Annotated in this window: 17 protein-coding genes; 12 read left to right on the forward strand and 5 right to left on the reverse strand. The window is 55.8% G+C overall.

Annotation, left to right across the window (positions count from 1 at the left end; all coding sequences use genetic code 11):
• Positions 1 to 168: 168 nt before the first annotated feature.
• The 11 genes from EFB11_RS05735 (at position 169) to EFB11_RS05785 (ending at position 13,386) form a co-directional block, all read left to right on the forward strand.
• The gene (locus tag EFB11_RS05735) at positions 169 to 471 is read left to right on the forward strand and encodes a hypothetical protein (protein ID WP_122789325.1); all 303 of its coding nucleotides are present in this window, start codon (positions 169 to 171) and stop codon (positions 469 to 471) included.
• 9 nt (positions 472 to 480) lie between these two features.
• The gene (gene rpoN / locus EFB11_RS05740; RefSeq protein WP_122789326.1) at positions 481 to 1,494 is read left to right on the forward strand and encodes an RNA polymerase factor sigma-54; all 1,014 of its coding nucleotides are present in this window, start codon (positions 481 to 483) and stop codon (positions 1,492 to 1,494) included.
• Between the two features lie 309 nt (positions 1,495 to 1,803).
• A complete protein-coding gene (locus EFB11_RS05745; protein WP_122789327.1) occupies positions 1,804 to 3,465 on the forward strand; it encodes a putative manganese-dependent inorganic diphosphatase in 1,662 nt (553 codons plus the stop codon).
• A 310-nt stretch (positions 3,466 to 3,775) separates the two neighbouring features.
• Entirely contained in the window at positions 3,776 to 5,371 is a 1,596-nt protein-coding gene (locus EFB11_RS05750; RefSeq protein WP_122789328.1) for an alpha-glucoside-specific PTS transporter subunit IIBC, read from the forward strand.
• Positions 5,372 to 5,388: 17 nt separating this feature from the next.
• Positions 5,389 to 5,892, forward strand: coding sequence for a hypothetical protein (locus EFB11_RS05755; protein WP_122789329.1), 504 nt, complete (start codon positions 5,389 to 5,391; stop codon positions 5,890 to 5,892).
• Positions 5,893 to 5,928: 36 nt separating this feature from the next.
• Entirely contained in the window at positions 5,929 to 7,263 is a 1,335-nt protein-coding gene (locus tag EFB11_RS05760) for a 6-phospho-alpha-glucosidase (RefSeq protein WP_122789330.1), read from the forward strand.
• Positions 7,264 to 7,409: 146 nt separating this feature from the next.
• Positions 7,410 to 8,201 carry a MurR/RpiR family transcriptional regulator gene (locus EFB11_RS05765; protein ID WP_164706619.1) on the forward strand — a complete coding sequence of 264 codons (792 nt, stop codon included), beginning with the start codon at positions 7,410 to 7,412 and terminating at the stop codon, positions 8,199 to 8,201.
• Positions 8,164 to 8,937 (forward strand): MurR/RpiR family transcriptional regulator, encoded by a 774-nt coding sequence (locus EFB11_RS05770; protein ID WP_122789332.1) that lies wholly within the window; start codon positions 8,164 to 8,166, stop codon positions 8,935 to 8,937. The genes EFB11_RS05765 and EFB11_RS05770 overlap by 38 nt, the downstream gene beginning before the upstream one ends.
• Positions 8,938 to 9,161: 224 nt before the next feature.
• Positions 9,162 to 9,998 carry a BglG family transcription antiterminator LicT gene (gene licT, locus EFB11_RS05775; protein ID WP_243115168.1) on the forward strand — a complete coding sequence of 279 codons (837 nt, stop codon included), beginning with the start codon at positions 9,162 to 9,164 and terminating at the stop codon, positions 9,996 to 9,998.
• An 80-nt stretch (positions 9,999 to 10,078) separates the two neighbouring features.
• Positions 10,079 to 11,944 (forward strand): beta-glucoside-specific PTS transporter subunit IIABC, encoded by a 1,866-nt coding sequence (locus tag EFB11_RS05780; protein ID WP_122789334.1) that lies wholly within the window; start codon positions 10,079 to 10,081, stop codon positions 11,942 to 11,944.
• Between the two features lie 17 nt (positions 11,945 to 11,961).
• The gene (locus EFB11_RS05785) at positions 11,962 to 13,386 is read left to right on the forward strand and encodes a glycoside hydrolase family 1 protein (RefSeq protein ID WP_122789335.1); all 1,425 of its coding nucleotides are present in this window, start codon (positions 11,962 to 11,964) and stop codon (positions 13,384 to 13,386) included.
• Between the two features lie 42 nt (positions 13,387 to 13,428).
• Here EFB11_RS05785 and EFB11_RS05790 read toward each other — a convergent pair whose 3' ends face one another.
• Complete coding sequence (locus tag EFB11_RS05790) at positions 13,429 to 13,911, reverse strand: flavodoxin (RefSeq protein ID WP_122789336.1); 483 nt, start codon at positions 13,909 to 13,911, stop codon at positions 13,429 to 13,431.
• A 317-nt stretch (positions 13,912 to 14,228) separates the two neighbouring features.
• Here EFB11_RS05790 and EFB11_RS05795 point away from each other — a divergent pair, with 317 nt between their 5' ends.
• On the forward strand, positions 14,229 to 15,260 hold the full coding sequence (locus EFB11_RS05795) for a zinc-dependent alcohol dehydrogenase (RefSeq protein WP_122789337.1): 1,032 nt from the start codon (positions 14,229 to 14,231) through the stop codon (positions 15,258 to 15,260).
• Between the two features lie 145 nt (positions 15,261 to 15,405).
• Here EFB11_RS05795 and EFB11_RS05800 read toward each other — a convergent pair whose 3' ends face one another.
• From EFB11_RS05800 to EFB11_RS05815, 4 genes are all read right to left on the reverse strand, one after another.
• Complete coding sequence (locus EFB11_RS05800; RefSeq protein WP_122789338.1) at positions 15,406 to 16,251, reverse strand: MurR/RpiR family transcriptional regulator; 846 nt, start codon at positions 16,249 to 16,251, stop codon at positions 15,406 to 15,408.
• 16 nt (positions 16,252 to 16,267) lie between these two features.
• On the reverse strand, positions 16,268 to 17,155 hold the full coding sequence (locus EFB11_RS05805; protein ID WP_122789339.1) for an ROK family protein: 888 nt from the start codon (positions 17,153 to 17,155) through the stop codon (positions 16,268 to 16,270).
• Between the two features lie 94 nt (positions 17,156 to 17,249).
• Complete coding sequence (locus EFB11_RS05810; protein ID WP_122789340.1) at positions 17,250 to 17,699, reverse strand: YhcH/YjgK/YiaL family protein; 450 nt, start codon at positions 17,697 to 17,699, stop codon at positions 17,250 to 17,252.
• Positions 17,700 to 17,711: 12 nt separating this feature from the next.
• The gene (locus tag EFB11_RS05815; protein ID WP_122789341.1) at positions 17,712 to 19,217 is read right to left on the reverse strand and encodes a sodium:solute symporter; all 1,506 of its coding nucleotides are present in this window, start codon (positions 19,215 to 19,217) and stop codon (positions 17,712 to 17,714) included.
• Between the last annotated feature and the right edge of the window lie 15 nt (positions 19,218 to 19,232).

Genomic DNA, 19,232 nt, shown 5'->3' on the forward strand with positions numbered 1-19,232 from the left:
CTGGCCGCCGTTTTAATTTTGAGATGCTCAGCGGCTTGATTTTGTGTTGCCTTTTTGCCTCCCTAAAAAATCTGAAATTTCTACTTGACTTTTATTAGCAGGTCTTTCCAAAAATAGCGTCCAAACCGGCAAGGGACGCGCGTGTTTTTCCAAACGGGGGTATCCGATATGAAACTGGAACTCAGCCAAAAGCAGGGATTGACCCTTGCCATGCAGACGTCCATGCATCTGCTGCAACTGAACAATTTACAGCTTCGCCATTACCTGGGCGAACTGATGACCAGCAACCCAGTGGTCGAACTGGAATATCCCGACATCGATTATCGCCCCAGCCCCTTTGAGCGCAGCGGCGCTGCCCGCACCGCACAAGCCCCTTCTTCCAAAGAGCAGCTGATGGAGGACCGCTCCGCCGGGGTGTCGGCCCTCAACGATCTGTTTTTACAAAGCGCGGCGCTCAAACTGCCTTCCTGACAGCACCGTATCCTCAATTATCTGATTCAATCGCTGGATGAAAACGGCTTTTTCACCGAGCCTGCGCAGGCAATCGCCCGTCGATTTGGGGTTTCCGAGCAGGATGTGCACCTTTGCATCCGTCTGCTGCAAGGTATGGAACCAGCCGGTGTCGGAGCGGCTGACCTGAAAGAGTGCCTGCGGTTGCAGCTGGTGCGTTCGGTCCGCCCGGATGCCATCGCGCTGCAAATTGTGGACGGCTTTCTGGAAAGTATGGCCCGGCAGCAGTACAGCGCCATTGCTAAGGCGCTGCATGTCCCCAAGGCCGAGGTCCTACGCGCCTGCGACCGCATCCGCGCGCTCAATCCCCGGCCGCTCAACGGACTGGGCGGCGATGTGACGACCCAATACATCTTACCCGACTTTTATGTTTTGGAGGACAACGGGCAGCTTCGCTGCATCCTGAACGATTATTTTCTCCCCAAAATTCAGATCGACCCTTCGCACAGCGAACTGGTCAAAAACAAGCTGCTGAGCCCGACCGACAGCGAATACATCCAGAATCAATATGGCCAGGCGCAGGAGATCGTCAAATTCCTTTCCTATCGCAAATCCACCCTGCAACGGGTCGTGGAATACATCCTGGTCGTACAGGCGGATTTTTTCCATCAGGGCCCCGGCCATCGCGTGGCCCTGGGCAACCGGGAAATCGCCGAGGCGCTTTCCCTGCACGAATCGACCATCAGCCGCGCTGCCAGCGGCAAATTCTTTGAATGCAAGTGGGGCGTGTTCCCCCTTAAATCCCTCTTTGTTCACAGCACCGGCACCGATGCCGACAGCTTTGACCACATCTTACAGCGCCTGCAACAGCTCATCGCTTCCGAACCAGCTGGCGCTGCATATAGCGACCAGCATCTGACCGATCTGCTCGCCGCCGAAGGCATCCCCATTGCCCGGCGCACGGTCGCCAAATACCGCAGCAGTCTGGGCATCCCGCCGGCCAGCCGGCGCAATGCCAAATCCCATTCTGAAAACAGCCTGTAACGTTTTGTTCGGGCCTCGGCCTTTTTTTCTAATTCCTCTGACACAAGCGATCTATCACTTCCTTTCTCAAATGGCCGTGATGGCTCCCGCAAAGCGATACACATAACAAAGAGCACAGGGGTTTTTGTCCCTGTGCTCTTTGGCGTTATCCCGTCAATGGGAAAATCTTTGCCAAACTTTAGACACGGTGCATAAGTTGGTTGACAGATTGTTTGCCATCCAGTATATTGGATGATATACAAAACGGGGGATGTTTCCCAAACCATCCGGTTGATGGGAAACGCGAGCCGAGAAGGAGTTGAAAACCTTATGAAACCTGTGTTTGTCATCGGACACAAAAACCCGGATACCGACTCCATCTGTTCGGCAATCTGCTACGCCAATCTCAAACGCATTTTGACCGGCCGGGAGCATATTCCCTGCCGGGCGGGGGACATCAATGCAGAAACCAGCTATGTGCTCGAGCACTTTGGAGTGGAGCCGCCGCGCTATCTGGAATCGTTACAGCCGCGCCTTTCCGATGTGCAATACCGCGATGTCGCGGGCATCGATGCCCAGCTTTCTCTGCGCCGCGCCTGGCAATACATGAGCGACCACAACATCCAGACCGTTTCGGTCGTGGATGAAGAAAACTATCTGCATGGCATCCTGACTCTGAGTGATATCGCACGCTTTTATATGGAAGATCAGGACGCCCATGCGCTGGCCGAATCGCACACCAGCTACCGCAATCTCGTCGATGTTCTCAACGGCGAATTGGTAGTCGGCGACCCGGAGGGCAATGTTACCCAAGGCAAGGTGGTCGTGGCGGCCGCCAATCCGGATGTGATGGAGGACTACATCGCCGAGCACGATCTGGTCATTCTGGGCAACCGCTACGAATCGCAGCTATGCTCCATTGAAATGAAGGCCGGCTGCATCATCATCGGCCTGGGTTCCAAGGTGTCGCGCACCATCCGCAAGCTGGCCCAGGAAGCGGGCTGCAACATCATCGCAACACCGCTGGATACATACACCTGTTCCAAGGTCATCAACCAGGCAGTGCCGGTCAGCCATGTCATGCGCACCAACAAGCTGGTGACCTTCCAGCACAAGGACCTGGTTTCCGATGTCAAGGCCACGGTTGCCAAGCGGCGCATCCGCTATTATCCCATCCTGGACGAAAACAGCAAGTATATCGGCATGATTTCCCAGCGTAACCTGCTGGATATGGAGCAGCAGGAAGTCATCCTGGTCGACCACAACGAAAAGGACCAGGCCGTGGACGGTATCCGCACCGCCCGGGTCACCGAGATCATCGACCACCACCGCATCGATTCGGTCGAAACCAGCCATCCGATCTATTTCCGCAACCAGCCGCTTGGCTGCACGGCTACCATTGTCGCACAGATGTATCAGGAACATCAGGTTCCCATCGAACGGCCAATTGCCGGGCTGCTCTGTTCGGCGATTTTGTCGGATACGTTGATGTTCCGTTCGCCCACCTGCACGCCGTATGACCGGCAGATCGCCGAGCATCTGGCGCAGATCGCCGGCATCGATATCAAGACCCATGCGGTCGCTATGTTCCGTGCGGGTTCCCATCTGGCCGAACGCTCGACCGATGAGATCTTCCACATGGATTATAAATATTTCCAGGCGCGGGACCGGCGCATCGCCGTTTCTCAGGTCACCAGCGTCAATGCCGACGAACTGACTGCCCTCAAGCCCCGCATGCTCAGCTATATGGAAAGCTGTCTGCCTTCCTCGGGTCTGGCGATGTTGTTTGCTATGCTGACCAATATCATCGACGAAACCACCGAATTGCTTTTTGTGGGCCAATATGCCGGCCGGCTGGTACAGGCGGCCTTCCACAAGGAATGCAACGAAAATTCGGTCGTACTCCCCGGCGTGGTCAGCCGCAAAAAGCAGCTGGTGGTCCCGCTGCTGACCGCTTTGGAAGAAGAAGGCCTGCCTAGTGATGGCTCCTGATTCTGCTTTATTCTACCTCTCTATTAGGATTGCAAAACAGCGCGTACCGCTCTTTGTCGGTGCGCGCTGTTTGTTTTTCTGAGGGTGTGAAAAATCACACAAAAAGTGAAAATCTATCAAATGGAATGTCCTCTCCCCAAAGAGCTTGCAAGCATTGCAACCCGGTCCAAAAACTGATATTCTGTCCTCAGAAAGAACAGCCGGCGAAAAGAAACCGAGGAAAGGGCGTGAAACCGAACACGGTATCCACAATCTTCGACGGGCGATCGGCCCGAAAAAATCTGATGAGAAAAGGGTGAAACAATACGCTATGATGCAAAAAATTCAAAAGTTTGGCGGCGCGATGTTTACTCCTGTTTTGCTGTTCGCGTTTGCGGGCATCGTGGTCGGCGTGGGCACACTGTTCACGACCGAAGCGATCATGGGGGATTTGGCAAAGCCGGACCATCTGTTTTATCAGTGTTGGAATGTGATTCTGCAAGGCGGCTGGACGGTCTTCAACCAGCTCCCGCTGCTGTTTGCGGTGGCTCTGCCGATCGGCATGGCCAAAAAGCAAAACGCGCGCTGCTGTATGGAAGCGCTGGTTCTGTACTTAACCTTCCACTATTTCCTGAGCACCATGCTTTCCCAGTGGGGTTCCGTCTTTGGCGTGGATTTCTCGGCCGATGTCGGCGGCACCAGCGGTCTGGCGATGATCGCCAACATCAAGACCCTGGACATGGGCATGATCGGTGCGCTGGCCATTTCGGGCATTGTCATCTGGCTGCACAACAAGTTCTATGACACCGAACTGCCCGACTGGTTGGGCTCGTTCAACGGCTCCACCTTCGTGTTTATGATCGGCTTCTTTGTGATGATTCCGGTCGCACTGCTTTCGGCGCTCATCTGGCCCAAGATTCAGCTGGGTATGCTGGCCTTCCAGGGCTTTGTCAAGGGCGCGGGCGCGCTGGGCGTGTGGGTGTTCATCCTGCTCGAACGTCTGCTCATCCCGTTTGGCCTGCACCATATCCTGTATTCTCCGTTCTATTACGACAACGCAGTCGTACCCGGCGGCCTGTACGCTTACTGGGCCACCAAGCTGCCCGAACTGGCAGCCTCCACGGCGTCGCTTAAGTCGCTCGTTCCCGAAGCTGGCTTTACCGCGACCGGTTTCTCCAAGATCTTCGGCTGTCCCGGCATTGCGCTGGCATTCTATGCCACCGCCCGGTCGGAAAAGAAAAAGAAGGTCATGGCGCTGCTTATTCCGATCACGCTCACCGCGATCTTCTGCGGCGTGACCGAACCGATCGAATTTACTTTCCTGTTCATCGCACCGCCGCTGTTTGTCGTGCATGCCATTCTGGCAGCGACTCTGTCGACCGTTATGTATCTGGCGGGCATTGTCGGCATCCACTCGGGCGGCGTCATTGAAATGGCTTCGCTCAACTGGATCCCGCTCATGGCCAACCACTGGCAGCAGTACCTGCTGATGCTGGTCATCGGCCTGGTATTTACCGCAATCTGGTTTGTGGTATTCCGCTTCCTGATCGTCAAATTTGACTTCAAGACCCCGGGCCGTGAAGTGGACACCGAAGATATCAAGTTCTACTCCAAGCAGGAATACCGCGACAAGCAGGCGGCCGAGAAAACCGGAAAAGATGCGCCGGCTGCCAAGGATTCGCTGGCCGAACGCATCATCGAAGGCCTGGGCGGTGCAGACAACATCGTTGACCTGACCAACTGCGCGACCCGTCTGCGCGTCAACGTCCAAGACATCAATCTTGTCAAACCCGATACCTATTTCAAATCCATCGGCACGCACGGCGCCATGGTCAAGGGCAAATCGGTACAGGTCATCATTGGCCTGTCGGTGGCCAAGGTCCGTGCCCAGGTGGAAGAACAGCTTGGCATGACCATCACCGAATAACAGAAAGGATGACCGTTATGGAAAAAATCCGGCACGCATCGCCGGCGGACAAACTGGACCGCTGGTTTGGGATTCTAAAAATCGTACTCTTCTGCATGCCCTTTGTCTATCTGGCCTATCTGCGCCTGGGCACCGGCGGCGCATCGCTGACCGAAGAAGGCGTTCTTGCCGGAAACCCCACCATGGCGGTCTCCTTTCTGGCGGCCATGCTCCAGCCGTATGTCGGCTGGCTGCTCATCCTCTGCCAGCGCCGTCTGGCCGACGGCCGTACGGCCTATGCGGTACTGAACCTAACCGTGCTGCTCCTTGCCGAACTGATGACCATGAACACGGTCGGCGTCATCGGTCTGGGGCTCATCGTATGGAAGACCGTCCGCACCTATGGGGTCACACCCGGCGCGGCCTGGCGCGAAGCTGATAAAAAACGTCTGTTTTCCGAAGTGGGTGGCAGCATTTTGGTCGCCCTGCTCGCGGGACTGTGCCTGTTCGCTACCATGCGGCTGGGCGGCATGTCCCTATAATCCATCAAACCACATTTTTCAATGGGAGGAATTCTTATGTCGAACAAAAAATATGCTGTTACTGTTGCCGGCGGCGGCTCCACCTTCACCCCGGGCATTGCCCTGATGCTGCTCGCCGAGCGCGACCGTTTCCCCATCCGCAAGATCATGTTCTATGACAACGATGCCGAGCGCCAGGAGATCGTGGCCAAGGCCTGCGAGATCTATCTGAAGGAGAATGCGCCGGACATCGAATTCGGTTACACCACCGACCCGGAAACTGCGTTCACCGACATCGACTTCGTGCTGGCACACATCCGCGTGGGCAAGTACGCCATGCGCGAAAAGGACGAAAAGATCCCGCTCAAGTACGGTGTACTGGGCCAGGAAACCTGCGGCCCCGGCGGCATTGCCTATGGCATGCGCTCGATCGGCGGCGTTATTGAAATCCTGGACTACATGGAAAAGTACAGCCCCAATGCCTGGATGCTCAACTACTCCAACCCGGCAGCCATCGTCGCAGAAGCGACCCGCCGTCTGCGTCCGAACTCCAAGATTCTGAACATCTGCGACATGCCGATCGACCTGGAAGAAAAAATGGCCAACATGGTCGGCCTGAAGAGCCGCAAGGAAATGCAGGTCGGCTACTATGGCCTCAACCACTTCGGCTGGTGGCATAAGATCTACGACAAGGAAGGCAACGACCTGATGCCGGCCATCAAAAAGCACATGGCGGAGAATGGCTTTGCCGATGCGCTGTCCATGACCAACCAGCATGTCGACCAGAGCTGGGTGGAGACCTTCCAGAAGGCACGCGACGTCTACGCCGTCGACCCGACCACCATCCCAAACACCTATCTGAAATACTACCTGTTCCCCGATTATGTCGTCGAACATTCCGACCCCAACCACACCCGTGCCAACGAGGTCATGGAGGGCCGTGAAAAGCATGTCTTTGGCATCTGCCGCGACATCATCGCCAAGGGCACGGCCAAGGACGGCGGTTTCGAGGCTGACGCGCATGCGACCTACATCGTCGATCTGGCCTGCGCCATCGCGGAAAATACCCAGGAACGCTTCCTGCTAATCGTGCCCAACGAAGGCGCCATCGAGAACTTTGACCGCACGGCTATGGTCGAAATCCCCTGCATCGTTGGTTCGAACGGCTACGAACGCATCTGCCAGGGCGCCATCCCGCAGTTCCAGAAGGGCCTGATGGAGCAGCAGGTCAGCGTGGAAAAGCTGGCTGTCGAAGCCTGGATTGAAGGCAGCTATCAGAAGCTGTGGCAGGCGCTGACGCTGTCCAAGACCGTACCGAGCGCCCGGGTGGCCAAGCTCATCCTCGATGACCTGATCGAAGCCAACAAGGATTACTGGCCCGAACTGAAGTAAGATAAATCTAGAACACCTCCCCTTTTTTGTCGCGCCGCAAGGGAACTTTCCCCTGCGGCGCGCTCTTTTTTATGCGGCGCAAGTTCCATTTGCTGGACAAACTGGTCGGCGTTCGATATACTGGAAACAGAAAGGGGGCGGTGCTTGTGAATCTGGATGAACTGTTCAATGCGCATCGAGCCAAGCTGGGGGAAAACGATCTGCATATCTGGAATTACGTGTCCGCACACCGGAAGGAATGCGCTGAACTGTCGATCGAAGCGCTCGGACAGCGGTGCCATGTGTCGCGCACGACCATTTTACGCTTTGCGCGCAAGCTGGGGCTGCACGGCTTCAGCGAACTGAAAGTGCTGCTGCGCATGGAGGAAAAACCGGAAACCTCGCCCGATTACATCGAGCAGACCTGCGCGGTCTATGCCAGCATGATCGAGGACATCCGCGCAAAAGATTACACCCCCCTGTTCCGCCGCATCGACCAGGCCGAAAACCTGTATGTATTCAGTTCCGGCATGCTGCAAGACGCGGTTGCGCGTGAACTTTGCCGGGCGTTTCTGGCCTGCGGCAAGTGGTTCTATACCATCCATGCGGGCACCGAAGCCGAGGTGCTGCTGCACAACGTGACCGAGCGCGATCTGGTCATCATTTTGTCGGTGTCCGGCGAATCGCCGCATGTGCTGGAACTGGCCCGCGCCCTGAAAGTGCGCAACATTCCCGCTGTATCCATCACCCGCCGCCGGAAAAATACCCTGGCGCAGCTTTGCGGCCTGCGCCTGTATGCCAGCACGATCGAAATGGATACCCATACCCTTGGCGCCGAATATCAATCGACCACATCGTTTTTTATCCTGGTCGAACTGCTGTTTTTGAAATATATGGCCTATCACAACCAGGGAGGCAACCATGAGGCTGGAAAACCTGATCGAACAAAACTACCATAAACTCAGCGAAAATGAATTGTACATCTGGGACTATATCCGGCACCATCCGGCCCAGTGCCGGGACATCTCCATCGACCATCTGGCCGAGGCCTGCAACATTTCCCATACCACCATCCTGCGCTTTGCCAAAAAGCTGGGGCTCAAAGGATTCAGCGAACTGAAAGTCATCCTCAAATGGCAGGAGCCCACAGAGGGTGGCTTTCAACAGGACGAAATCGAGCGTACCATGCAGGATTACCAGCAGAACCTGGAATACATCTCCTCGGTCGAGCTGACCGACCTATTTACGCTCATCGACCGCGCAGGCAAGATCTATCTCTATGGCTCGGGCAGTGTGCAGCAGCTGGCTGCGGTGGACCTGAAACAGAAATTTTTTACCGGCAACAAGCTGATGCACGTCATCGAAGGCGAAGAGGAAATGCGCAAACTGGCCGAACGCATCGGCGAAAATGATTTAATTATCCTGATTTCGCTGTCGGGCGACAATGTGTTTGTCAATCAGATGGCCGAACAGATCAAGGCAAACGGCGGTCTGGTGGTGTCCATCTGCCGCATCCAGAGCAACCGGCTGATCTACCTAAGCGACATCAACATTCCCTTCTTTACCCATCGCGTGGAAAACGGCATGGGGGTGGAATATTGGCCGTCCAATCTGCTGTTCCAGATCAACGAATTTCTGGCTTTGCGCTATCTGCAATATTGCGACCGCAAACGCCGCAGCGGCCAGCTGCGCTGAGGGATTTGCGGCGGTCTTATACAAAGCGCACAAAAATCCTTCAAGATATTTGTGTAGAATCTTTGTAGACAACCGCCGGAAAAGTGCATATACTGTTTACAGTAATCAAATACTTGGATTGTCACTGGTAAAGCAGGCAAGACCGCTATAAAACCTAGCAAACATAGGTTTTTATTGTGGTGCCTGCTTTTTTTGTATTTTTCACGAAAACGAGGGGGATTTTTGTGGGGAACTATATCATCCGACGTATTTTAAATAATAACGCCTTTGTTTCCACGAATGCAAACGGTCAGGAGATCGTGGTCATGGGAAAAGGGATTGCGTTTCAAAAGAAGGCCGGCGACCGAGTCCCTCATGCAAGAGCCGAGCAAGTCTTTCAGCTGTCCCAGGAAAACACCAGCCGCTTTCAGGAACTGGTCGCCCGCATTCCCATGAACTATGCGGTACTGAGCGAAAAAATCATCCAGATGGCCAGCGAACGCCTGGGCAAACCGCTGGATGAAAATATCTATATCACCATCACCGATCACATCTATTCGGCTGTACAGCGTTATCAAAACGGTCTGGTCATCCGCAATACCATGCGCTGGGAAATCCAGCGGTATTATCCGGATGAATATGCGGTCGGTTTACAGGCGGCGCAGATGATCCGCGAGGCTCTGTCCGTGCCGTTTGCCGAAGACGAAGCCGCCTTTATGGCGCTGCACTTTGTCAACGCCCAAACCGGCATCGAAATCGGCCAGATGTATGAGGTGACTGAACTCATCCACGCCATTTGCGACATTGTACACCGCCATTTTGCAATGGATTTTGATATCACTTCTCTGGCATACTGCCGGTTTTTGACCCATGTCAAATTCTTTGCCCAGCGGCTGATGCTGGGCACCTACTACGGCGACGACGACAGCGAACTGCTTTTGGCCGTCCGCAGCAAATATCCCGAAGCCTATGCCTGCACCCAGGAGATTGCGGCGTATATCGCCAGCACCCGGGGCCAGCATCTGGGCGAAGAAGAAGAACTGTATCTGACCGTGCACATCGCACGGGTCACCAAACCTTAAGCAAAAAGCCCGCCTCTCAAGCGCGCGGAGAAGCCGGTTTTTGATAAAAACAAAAGCATGAAGAAAGGGTAGAATCAATCATGGATTGGAAACAAACTGCCGCGCAAATCGCGGAAAACGTTGGCGGAAAGGCCAACATCCGCGGCGCTACCTATTGCACCACCCGCCTGCGTCTGACCCTGGCCGACGAAAGCCTGGCCAATGACGAGGCTGTATCGGCTATTCCGGGCGTCATCAGCGTTGTCCATGCCAGCGGACAATATCAAATCATCATCGGCAACCGGGTCCCGGTGGTCTTTAAAGCCTTGCAGGAGCTCGGTATCCTCGACCAGACGGCTGCTCCAGCGCCCGAAAAGAAGAAGAAAAGCATCCCGGCCCGCATGATGGACGCCCTGCTTGGCTCCATGACGCCGGTCATCCCGGCAGTCATCGGCTGCGCCATGATGAAGGTGCTGCTCGTGCTGCTGCCCATGATCGGTCTGCTGCAAACCGACAGCATGACCTATCAGGTACTGACCATCATTGGCGACGGTTCGTTCTATTTCCTGCCCATGCTGGTTGCCGCGTCGGCAGCCCGGTATTTTAACGCCAACCTGTTTTTGAGCATCACCATTGCCGGTATTTTGGTCCATCCTTCGCTGCAAGCCCTGTTTGCCGAAGGTGACCCGGTTTCGCTGTTCGCCATCCCGGTCACGGCGGCCAATTATCCCTATTCCATCCTGCCGGCCATCATTATGGCCTGGATTTTGTCCAAGGTCGAAAAGGCGGTGGACCGCATCACCCCGGCGATCACCAAGACCTTCCTCGACCCCATGCTCATCCTGCTCATCTGTGCCCCGATTGCTCTTTGGGTCGTTGGCCCTGCTGGTGCGATTGCCGGCGATGCGCTGTCGGGCGCTCTGGTCTGGATTCAGGAAAACCTGGGCTGGCTGGCCGTCGGCATCATCGGCGGTATTTATCCGGTGCTCGTACTGTTCGGCATGCACCACGTCCTGACCCCGATTGCCATTGCATCCCTCAGCTCACTCGGCTATGAAACCATTGTCATGGTCGCACAGCTTGGCGCAAACCTCGCCCAGGGCGGCGCTTCCATGGCGGTTGCCCTGCGTTCCAAGAACAAGAACATGCGCCAGACCGCAGCTGCTGCCGGATTTTCCGCACTGGTTGCCGGTATCACCGAACCGGCGATGTACGGTGTCACCCTGCGCCTCAAGCGTCCGTTTATCGCGGTCCTCGCGGCCTCCTTTGCATCGGGCTGCTTTGCCGGTCTGATGCAGCTCAAGAGCTTCTCGACCGCCTGCCCCGGCCTGGTCACCACCATCCAGTACATTGAATCCGACCGCCCGATCTCCATTTTGTACATTGCTCTGACCTGCCTGATTGCGGTTGCCGTTTCGTTCATCCTGACCATGATTTTGGGCTTCCGTGACCCGGAAAGCGCCCCGGCTGCTGCTCCTGCCAAGCCGGCTGCTGCCGCTGCATCTCTTTCGGCCGAACGCCATCTGATCGACAGCCCAATGGACGGCCATCTGGTTCCCCTGTCCGAAGTATCGGACGAGACCTTTGCGTCGGGCGTTCTGGGTGCCGGTGTTGCGCTCGCCCCGGCTGACGGCACAGTCTATGCCCCGTTTGACGGCACAGTCGAAACCCTGCTCGATTCCCACCATGCTGTCGGTCTGCGCAGCACGGACGGCGTGGAACTGCTCATCCACATCGGCCGCGATACGGTTGCTCTGCAAGGCAAGCATTTCACCGCCCATGTGCAGGAGGGCGATACCGTGAAAAAGGGCCAGCGCCTGCTGTCCTGCGATCTGGATGCGCTGCGCGCCGAAGGCTATGATGTCACGACCCCGATTGTCGTGACCAACACCGATGAATTTTTGGAAGTCGTACCCGTGCAGCAGCCGGATGTGACCCATGGCGACCGTCTGCTGACCATTTTATAAGCCTAGGAGGAATGATCATGCCCATCTCGTTTCCGAAAGATTTCTTATGGGGCGGCGCGACGGCCGCCAACCAGTATGAAGGCGGCTGGGATGCCGGTGGCCGCGGCCCGTCAATCGACGACGTATTTACGGGCGGCAATGTAAACACCCCGCGCCGCATCACCATCCCGCCTGAACCCGGCGCTTTTTATCCCAACCACGAAGCGACCGACTTTTATCACCACTGGAAAGAGGACATTGCCCTGTTTGCCGAAATGGGCTTCAAGGTATATCGCATGTCGATTTCCTGGTCGCGCATCTTCCCCAACGGGGACGAGGAGGAGCCCAACGCCGAAGGCCTGGCCTTTTACGATGCCGTGCTGGACGAGTTGCATAAGTATGGCATCGAGCCGCTGGTGACGCTCTCGCACTATGAAAATCCGCTCCATCTGACTACCGCCTACGGCGGATGGAAAAACCGCAAGCTGATCGACTGTTTCCTGCGCTACGCCGAAACCGTACTGCGCCATTATCGCGGCAAGGTGCGCCGCTGGCTGACCTTCAACGAGATCAACATGCTGTCCGTGCCGTTCGGCAGCTTTATCGCGGGCGGCATGCTGCCCGAAACCTGCACCGCGCAGGATCGCTGGCAGGCGCTGCACAATCAGCTCGTGGCTTCGGCGCGCACGGTACGCCTGGCGCACGAGATCGACCCGGAAAACCAGATGGGCTGCATGATCGCCTATATGTGCGTCTATCCCCGTACCTGTTCGCCCGAAGACCAGCTGACCCAGCTTTCGGTCGACCGGCTGCACAACCTGCTAGCAGGCGATGTGCATGTGCGTGGTGAATACCCGTCCTATGCCAAGCGTCTGCTGCAAGAGCAGGGCGTGACGCTGGACATCTCCCCCGAAGATGCGGCCGACTTGCGCGAAGGCACGGTGGACTTCTACACGTTCAGCTATTACGATTCCCGTTGCGTCGGCACCCGCCAGGAGGGGGACCCCTCAACCGGCAACGGCGCCCTGGGCGGCCTGCGCAACCCCTACTTGCAGGCCACCGAATGGGGCTGGCAGATCGACCCGCTGGGTCTGCGCTGGGTGCTCAACCACCTGTATGACCGCTATCAGATTCCGCTGATGGTCGTGGAAAACGGCCTGGGTGCTATCGATGAACGAGCAGAGGATGGCAGCATCCACGACCCCTACCGCATCGACTATCTGCGCCAGCACATCCAAGCCATGGGAGAAGCCATCGGCGACGGTGTGGATTTGATCGGCTACACCCCTTGGGGCTGCATCGATCTGGTATCGGCCAGCACGGGTGAAATGCGCAAGCGGTATGGCATGATTTATGTAGACAAGCATGACGACGGCACCGGCGATCTGTCCCGGCATCGCAAGGATTCGTTCTACTGGTATCAAAAGGTCATTCGCACCAATGGCCAAGATCTCGACGATTGATAAAAAGAACCCGGACGTTTTTTCGTCCGGGTTCTTTCTTTGTTACAGATTCAGAGATTCCACCCATTTTTTCAGCTCTGCGGCGGATGGACGACCGTTGAGCAGCTTGCCGGGCCGCAGGGTCGCGCCCGGACAGCTTTGCTGCAATTTTTCGTTGGTGCGCCCGAGTCCGCTGCCGCCCGAGGTGGCAAAGGGGATGATAGTTTTGCCGGAAAAATCATAGCTTTCCAAAAAGGTCTGGATGATGGTCGGCGCCACATACCACCAAATGGGAAAACCGACAAAAATCACATCATAATCGGCCATGTTGGCTACCTGGCCGCTGATGGCCGGACGCGAGGACGGATCTTTCATCTCCACGCTGCTGCGGCTTTTTGGATTCATCCAATCCAGATCGGCTGCGCTGTATGGAACAGCCGGTTTGATTTCATATACATCCGCCGAAGCCGCCTGCGCCAGGGTCTGCGCCACCTGGGCTGTGATTCCGCTTGCCGAAAAATAGGCCACCAAAATTTTTTGTTTCATGACAGTTCCTTCTTTCGCTTGCTGGTCGTAACATACCGATCGGCTGATTGTGCCGACCGTTCTTTTTCTTTATTGTACGGCCTCAGCGAAAAAATGTAAAATACCTTTCGTGTATTGCCTGCCATGCCTATTTTGCATAAAATGCCGGATGCTCGCATGTGTGAAATCACATTGTTTTCATAGGATAGGCATGTTAAAATAATATGAAAAGAATGTACATTCCTATCCAAAGATAACAATTTGTTCTTGCGGTCACCGGAACTTGTTGAGCGTTCCTCTGTCCGCGATATTCGGAACACCGGGAAAGGAGATCCATCATGAGTGAAACCATGCGCGCCGCCATTTTTGAAGGCAACGGCGTTTTAACCGTTAAAACCGTTCCAATTCCTCAAATCCAGCGGGATACCCAGCTGCTTTTGCGCGTGGATGCTGCCAGCATCTGCGGCAGCGATCTGCACGGCCTGGCGGTGCCGCCCGGCCAGTATATGAAACCCGGCATCATCTATGGCCATGAATTTTGCGGCACGATCGTCCAGATGGGGGATGCCGTGCAGGGTTTTTCGATCGGCGAACGGGTCGCAGTCAACCCGCGCGTACGCTGCGGGACCTGTTATGAATGTACCCATAACAAGGGCGATTTGTGCTCCAATTCCTATCATTACGGACAAACTGGGGATGGCGGCTTTGCCCAATATGCACTGGTCGACGCCAGCCAGCTGTATCACGCCGATCCCTCCATTCCGCCCGAAATCTTAGCCCAAACCGAACCACTCGCCTGTGTGATGAACGCCATTGGACAGACGCACCCGTCCCCGGTCGATTCGGTGCTGCTATATGGCGCCGGCCCAATCGGTCTGACCTTTATCCGCGTTCTCAAACTGTTTGGCATCCGCCATCTGATCGTCACCGCTAAAGGCGCCCAGCGTGTGCAGGAGGCCAAAGCCTGCGGTGCTGATGTTGTGGTGGATACCGAAACTGAGCAGGTCGAACAAGTCATGCGTGCTCATTGGCCTTATGGCGCCGATCTGGTGATCGATGCAGTCGGTCGCGGCCCGATTTTATCCGAAGCCCTGCCGCTGATGAACCCTAAGGGTCGTCTGGTGCTGTTCGGGCTGGATAACAATGCGCGCACGACGCTCTCGCCCGCGATTTTTACACTTAATGAACTGTCGGTCTTTGGCGTCCTGGGGAAGGACTTCCCCTCTGCGCTCGAGATGCTGCAATCGCCCGATTTGCATCTCAAAAAATTCATCACCCATCGCCTTTCTCTGGAGGACATCCATCAAGGTCTGGATGCCATGCGCAAAAAAGAGGCGTGCCGTGTGATTATTTTCCCAAACGGACAATAAGCTTTCTCCTCTCTTCTTCCCATTCTATTTTCTCGGAGCATCCCGGCATGTGGAAAAATCCCATGCCGGGATTTGCTTGCCTTTGAGCACAAAAAACCTCCGACAACCCATACCGGTTGCGGAGGTTTTTTCTTATACCCGATATTCATTTGACGCCCGAAATCGGCTGCCGCCGCTTGCCGCCATCCAGGGCGCGCAGCGTATCGTCATGCAGCAGCTCTTTTTTGCCTTTGTCCAGCGCTGCATAGTGTGCATACAAAATATCGACCATCACCAAAATGGGAAACTGCGGCGAAATCAGGTTGCCCTGATTCAAATACCGCAGCGAGGGCATGCACACGACCTCGTTGCAAAATTCGCTGAATTCCTCCTTTTTCTCAGCCGTAATGAGCACGGTCTTGGCCCCGCGCCAATGCGACTCACGCAGCAGATACAGTACCGAATCGGTTTCACCGCTCACGCTGATGCCAAACACCAGACTGCGTGCGTCTTGAAACACCGCGCGCATCCGCATCAGGTCACCATCCTGAATGGAGTCGATATTGACGCCAATGCGCATAAAACGCATCTCCATTTCGGCGGCGGCCTGTCCGGAACTACCTGAACCGCCCACCACAACCCGCTCAGCCTTGTCCATGGCCCGGCTGATGCGATCGATTTGAGTTTCGTCAATCATGCTGTATGTTTTGTTGAGCAGCTCCTGATAGGCGTTTAAAATCATGCGGGTATTGCCGGTCATGGATTCCCGGTTGCCCACAAAGGTGGATTCATATTGATAAATAAACTCCCGATACCCGCGATATCCGCATTTTTTGGCGAATCGGGACAGGGATGCCTCGGAAATATACAGCCGTTCGGCCACAGCTTTGGAAGACAGGTCGACACGCTCCTTGTTGCCGATAAAGAAATCGGCGATGTTCTTTTCCAGGGGCGTAAATTTGTCATAATTCATCTTGAGAATCGGTATGATGGACTTGACGTAATATTCCATGCGGCATCCCTCCTGGTTATACCGGGTGGCGGCTGATAAAATGATAGAACGCGCCCAGCATGCCTGCATCGTTGCGGTGGGCGGCAAAAGCCAGCCGCACATGCGAGGCAATGCTGTCAATCAGATACCGCCGGATGGCGGTTTCCAGGCGGCCGCGCAGATAAGCTTCCTGCGCCATGATGCCACCGCCGAGCACGACGATCTCGGGGTCGAGCACATAGCACAGGTTGGCAATGCCTTCGCCCAGCACATCGACCATATTGTCGATTTCCTCCTGGCAGACCGCATCCCCGGCCTGCGCCCCCGCAAAAATGCGGCGGCCATCCCAGGCCTCTGCCGGGTCGCCCTTGCGTTCGGCCACCCGTGCGCTCAACACCGAAGCGGCCCCGAGCGTCTGAAAGTCGCTACCGCGCATGCGCAGATAGCCGATTTCACAGGCGCTGTTGCCCGCGCCATGCAGGATGTGCCCATCCAGCACCGCACAGCCGCCAATGCCGGTGCCAATGGTCAGCATGACCATCGAGCGGCTTCCCTGGGCTGCGCCCGAACGGTATTCGGCCAGACCGGCACAGTTGACATCGTTTTCCACCTCACAGGGCAGCCCGAACTTGGTTTCCAGCACCTGTTTAAAGCAGGTCCCGGCATAGTTCGGGATGAGCGGCGCGGCATAAAAAATCTCCCCGCGCACCGGGTCCACCATGCCTGCCGTCGAAATGCAGATGCCGCTGGCCGGGGTGGTTTGCAGCAGCGCTTCGGTCAGGTCGATCACCCGCTGCAAAATGGCCGGACCGCCTTGTTCTGCCCGGGTCGGGGTCTCGTCCCGGCTGAACACCGTGGCATCTTCCCCGATGATGCCATATTTGATGGCCGTGCCTCCAATGTCAATGCTGATGTATTTTTTCATGCCGGTCCTCCTGCACTTTTTCTTATTATAGCACAGGAGGCGATCAGAGTTCCATCTCTGTTCGCCTCCGTCAATGCCTTGCTGTTCTACATGGTTAGATCTTGATTTTGAAAATTGCCTTGCGGATGGCACACGGCTGCTGGACGGCAACCGCGGTCCGGTGGGCATCGTGCGGGAAACAAAGGAGGAAATCCCCTTCCCGCAAAACGACCTGGCTGTTTTTCTCGCCTTGCAGCGGCAGAAAATCATCCTTGGGAACAAATTCGCCCTGTTCCAGATTTTCGATGAAGTTCAGGTCGATCTGTTCTTCGCCTTGCAGCATGAAATGCAGGTCGAGATATTGGCGGTGCGCCTCCCAGAAGCGCTTGTCCGCATCGGTCGTGGTGTATTCCACCAGATTGACGAACAGGTCGTCACCCTGGATGGGATGGCTGCCTTTTTCCATGGCGCGAAGGTCATGGGTCTTGGCATACTCAAAGCACGCCTGGACGGCCTGCTCCAGGAAGGGATATTCATGCAGATTGCGTACATTTCCGAAAATCATAGGAGGCCTCCGTTACTCGTGATAAATGGTGGTGTTCGGGGCCGGCGCGGTGTTGTCGCCCTTGACCTTGCGCCAGATCAGGCTGGCCGGGATGCCGACAACCAGCGAAACCACGATGGAAATGATCGAGTACGACCAGATGGAAACCGACGTTGCCGGTACGAAATACTTGATGCCGATCATCACAGCCGAAGCAGCGATGAAGGCCAGGGTCGCACCAAAGGTGTTGGCGCACTTGGTGAAAGCGCCCAGGATAAAGGTACCGATCAGGATACCGAGCACCAGACCCATAAAGCCGTTGAACCATTCATATGCACTCTTGACGCCGCCGTTTGCCAGCACGATGGCAACCACGATCGAGAAGATGCCGACGATCAGCGAAACATACTGGCCGATCTTGGTCTGCTTTTCCATGCTGATTTCCTTGCGGCTCAGACGTGCCTGGATGTCCATGGTCCAGCTGGCAGCAACCGAGTTCAGGCCCGTAGACAGGGTGGACTGGGAAGCGGCATAAATCGCTGCGAGTAGCAGGCCGGTCACGCCAACCGGCAGTTCGAATGCGATGTACGATGCAAAGATCTGGTCCTGTGCCGCAGCCGGGGGCAGAGCATTCTGCTGGTAGAAGACATACAGACCCGTACCGATCAGGTAGAATACCGTAGCGATGAAGATGGACAGCGCACCGTTGGTGAGCATCATCTTGTTGAGCTTGCGCGTATCGGTCGTGGTGGTGAAACGCTGTACGATGTCCTGGCTGGATACATACGAACCCATGGTGTTGAAGCCTGCGCCAACGATCATCAGGAATACGCTGTCCTTGAGCAGGTTGATGTTAAAGATCGGCTGGTCCGGAGCCAAGAACTTGTGGCCTTCGGTCAGTGCGGTCATAACTTCGCCGAAACCGCCGTTGATGTGGGCGATCAGGAAGACCAGCGCAGCGGTAACGCCGATGAGCAGCACCGAACCCTGGATAAAGTCGGTCCACAGGACCGATTTCAGGCCGCCGGTGTACGAGTAGATGATGGCGATGACGCCCATGATGATAATCAGCAGATTGACGCTGATACCGGTTAGGTTGCCCAGCACCATGCAGGGCAGATACATGATGATCGACATACGGCCGATCTGGTAGATGATGAACATAACTGCGCCCAAAACGCGCAGGCCACGGCTGCCAAAACGCAGTTCCAGATAATGATATGCGGTGTCAATATCCAGCTTGCTGTAAATCGGCAGGAAGAACTTGATGGTCAGCGGGATGGCCAGCAGCATACCGAGCTGGGCAAACCACATGATCCAGGTCCCGGCAAACGAGTTGCCAGCCAGCGACAAAAAGGAAATCGGACTGAGCAGCGTTGCGAAGATAGATACCGAGGTGACCCACCACGGCACCGTGCCATCGCTCTTAAAATACTCCTTGCCCTTCATTTCCTTTTTGGAAAAATGCAGACCGGCAAACAGGACCGCCGCCAAATAGACGATCAGGATCACCAGGTCGATGGTCGTAAATCCTTGCATTGTCCCTCTCTCCTT

Origin of the sequence: Intestinibacillus sp. Marseille-P6563 (assembly GCF_900604335.1) — a bacterium.
GTDB lineage: Bacteria > Bacillota > Clostridia > Oscillospirales > Butyricicoccaceae > Butyricicoccus_B.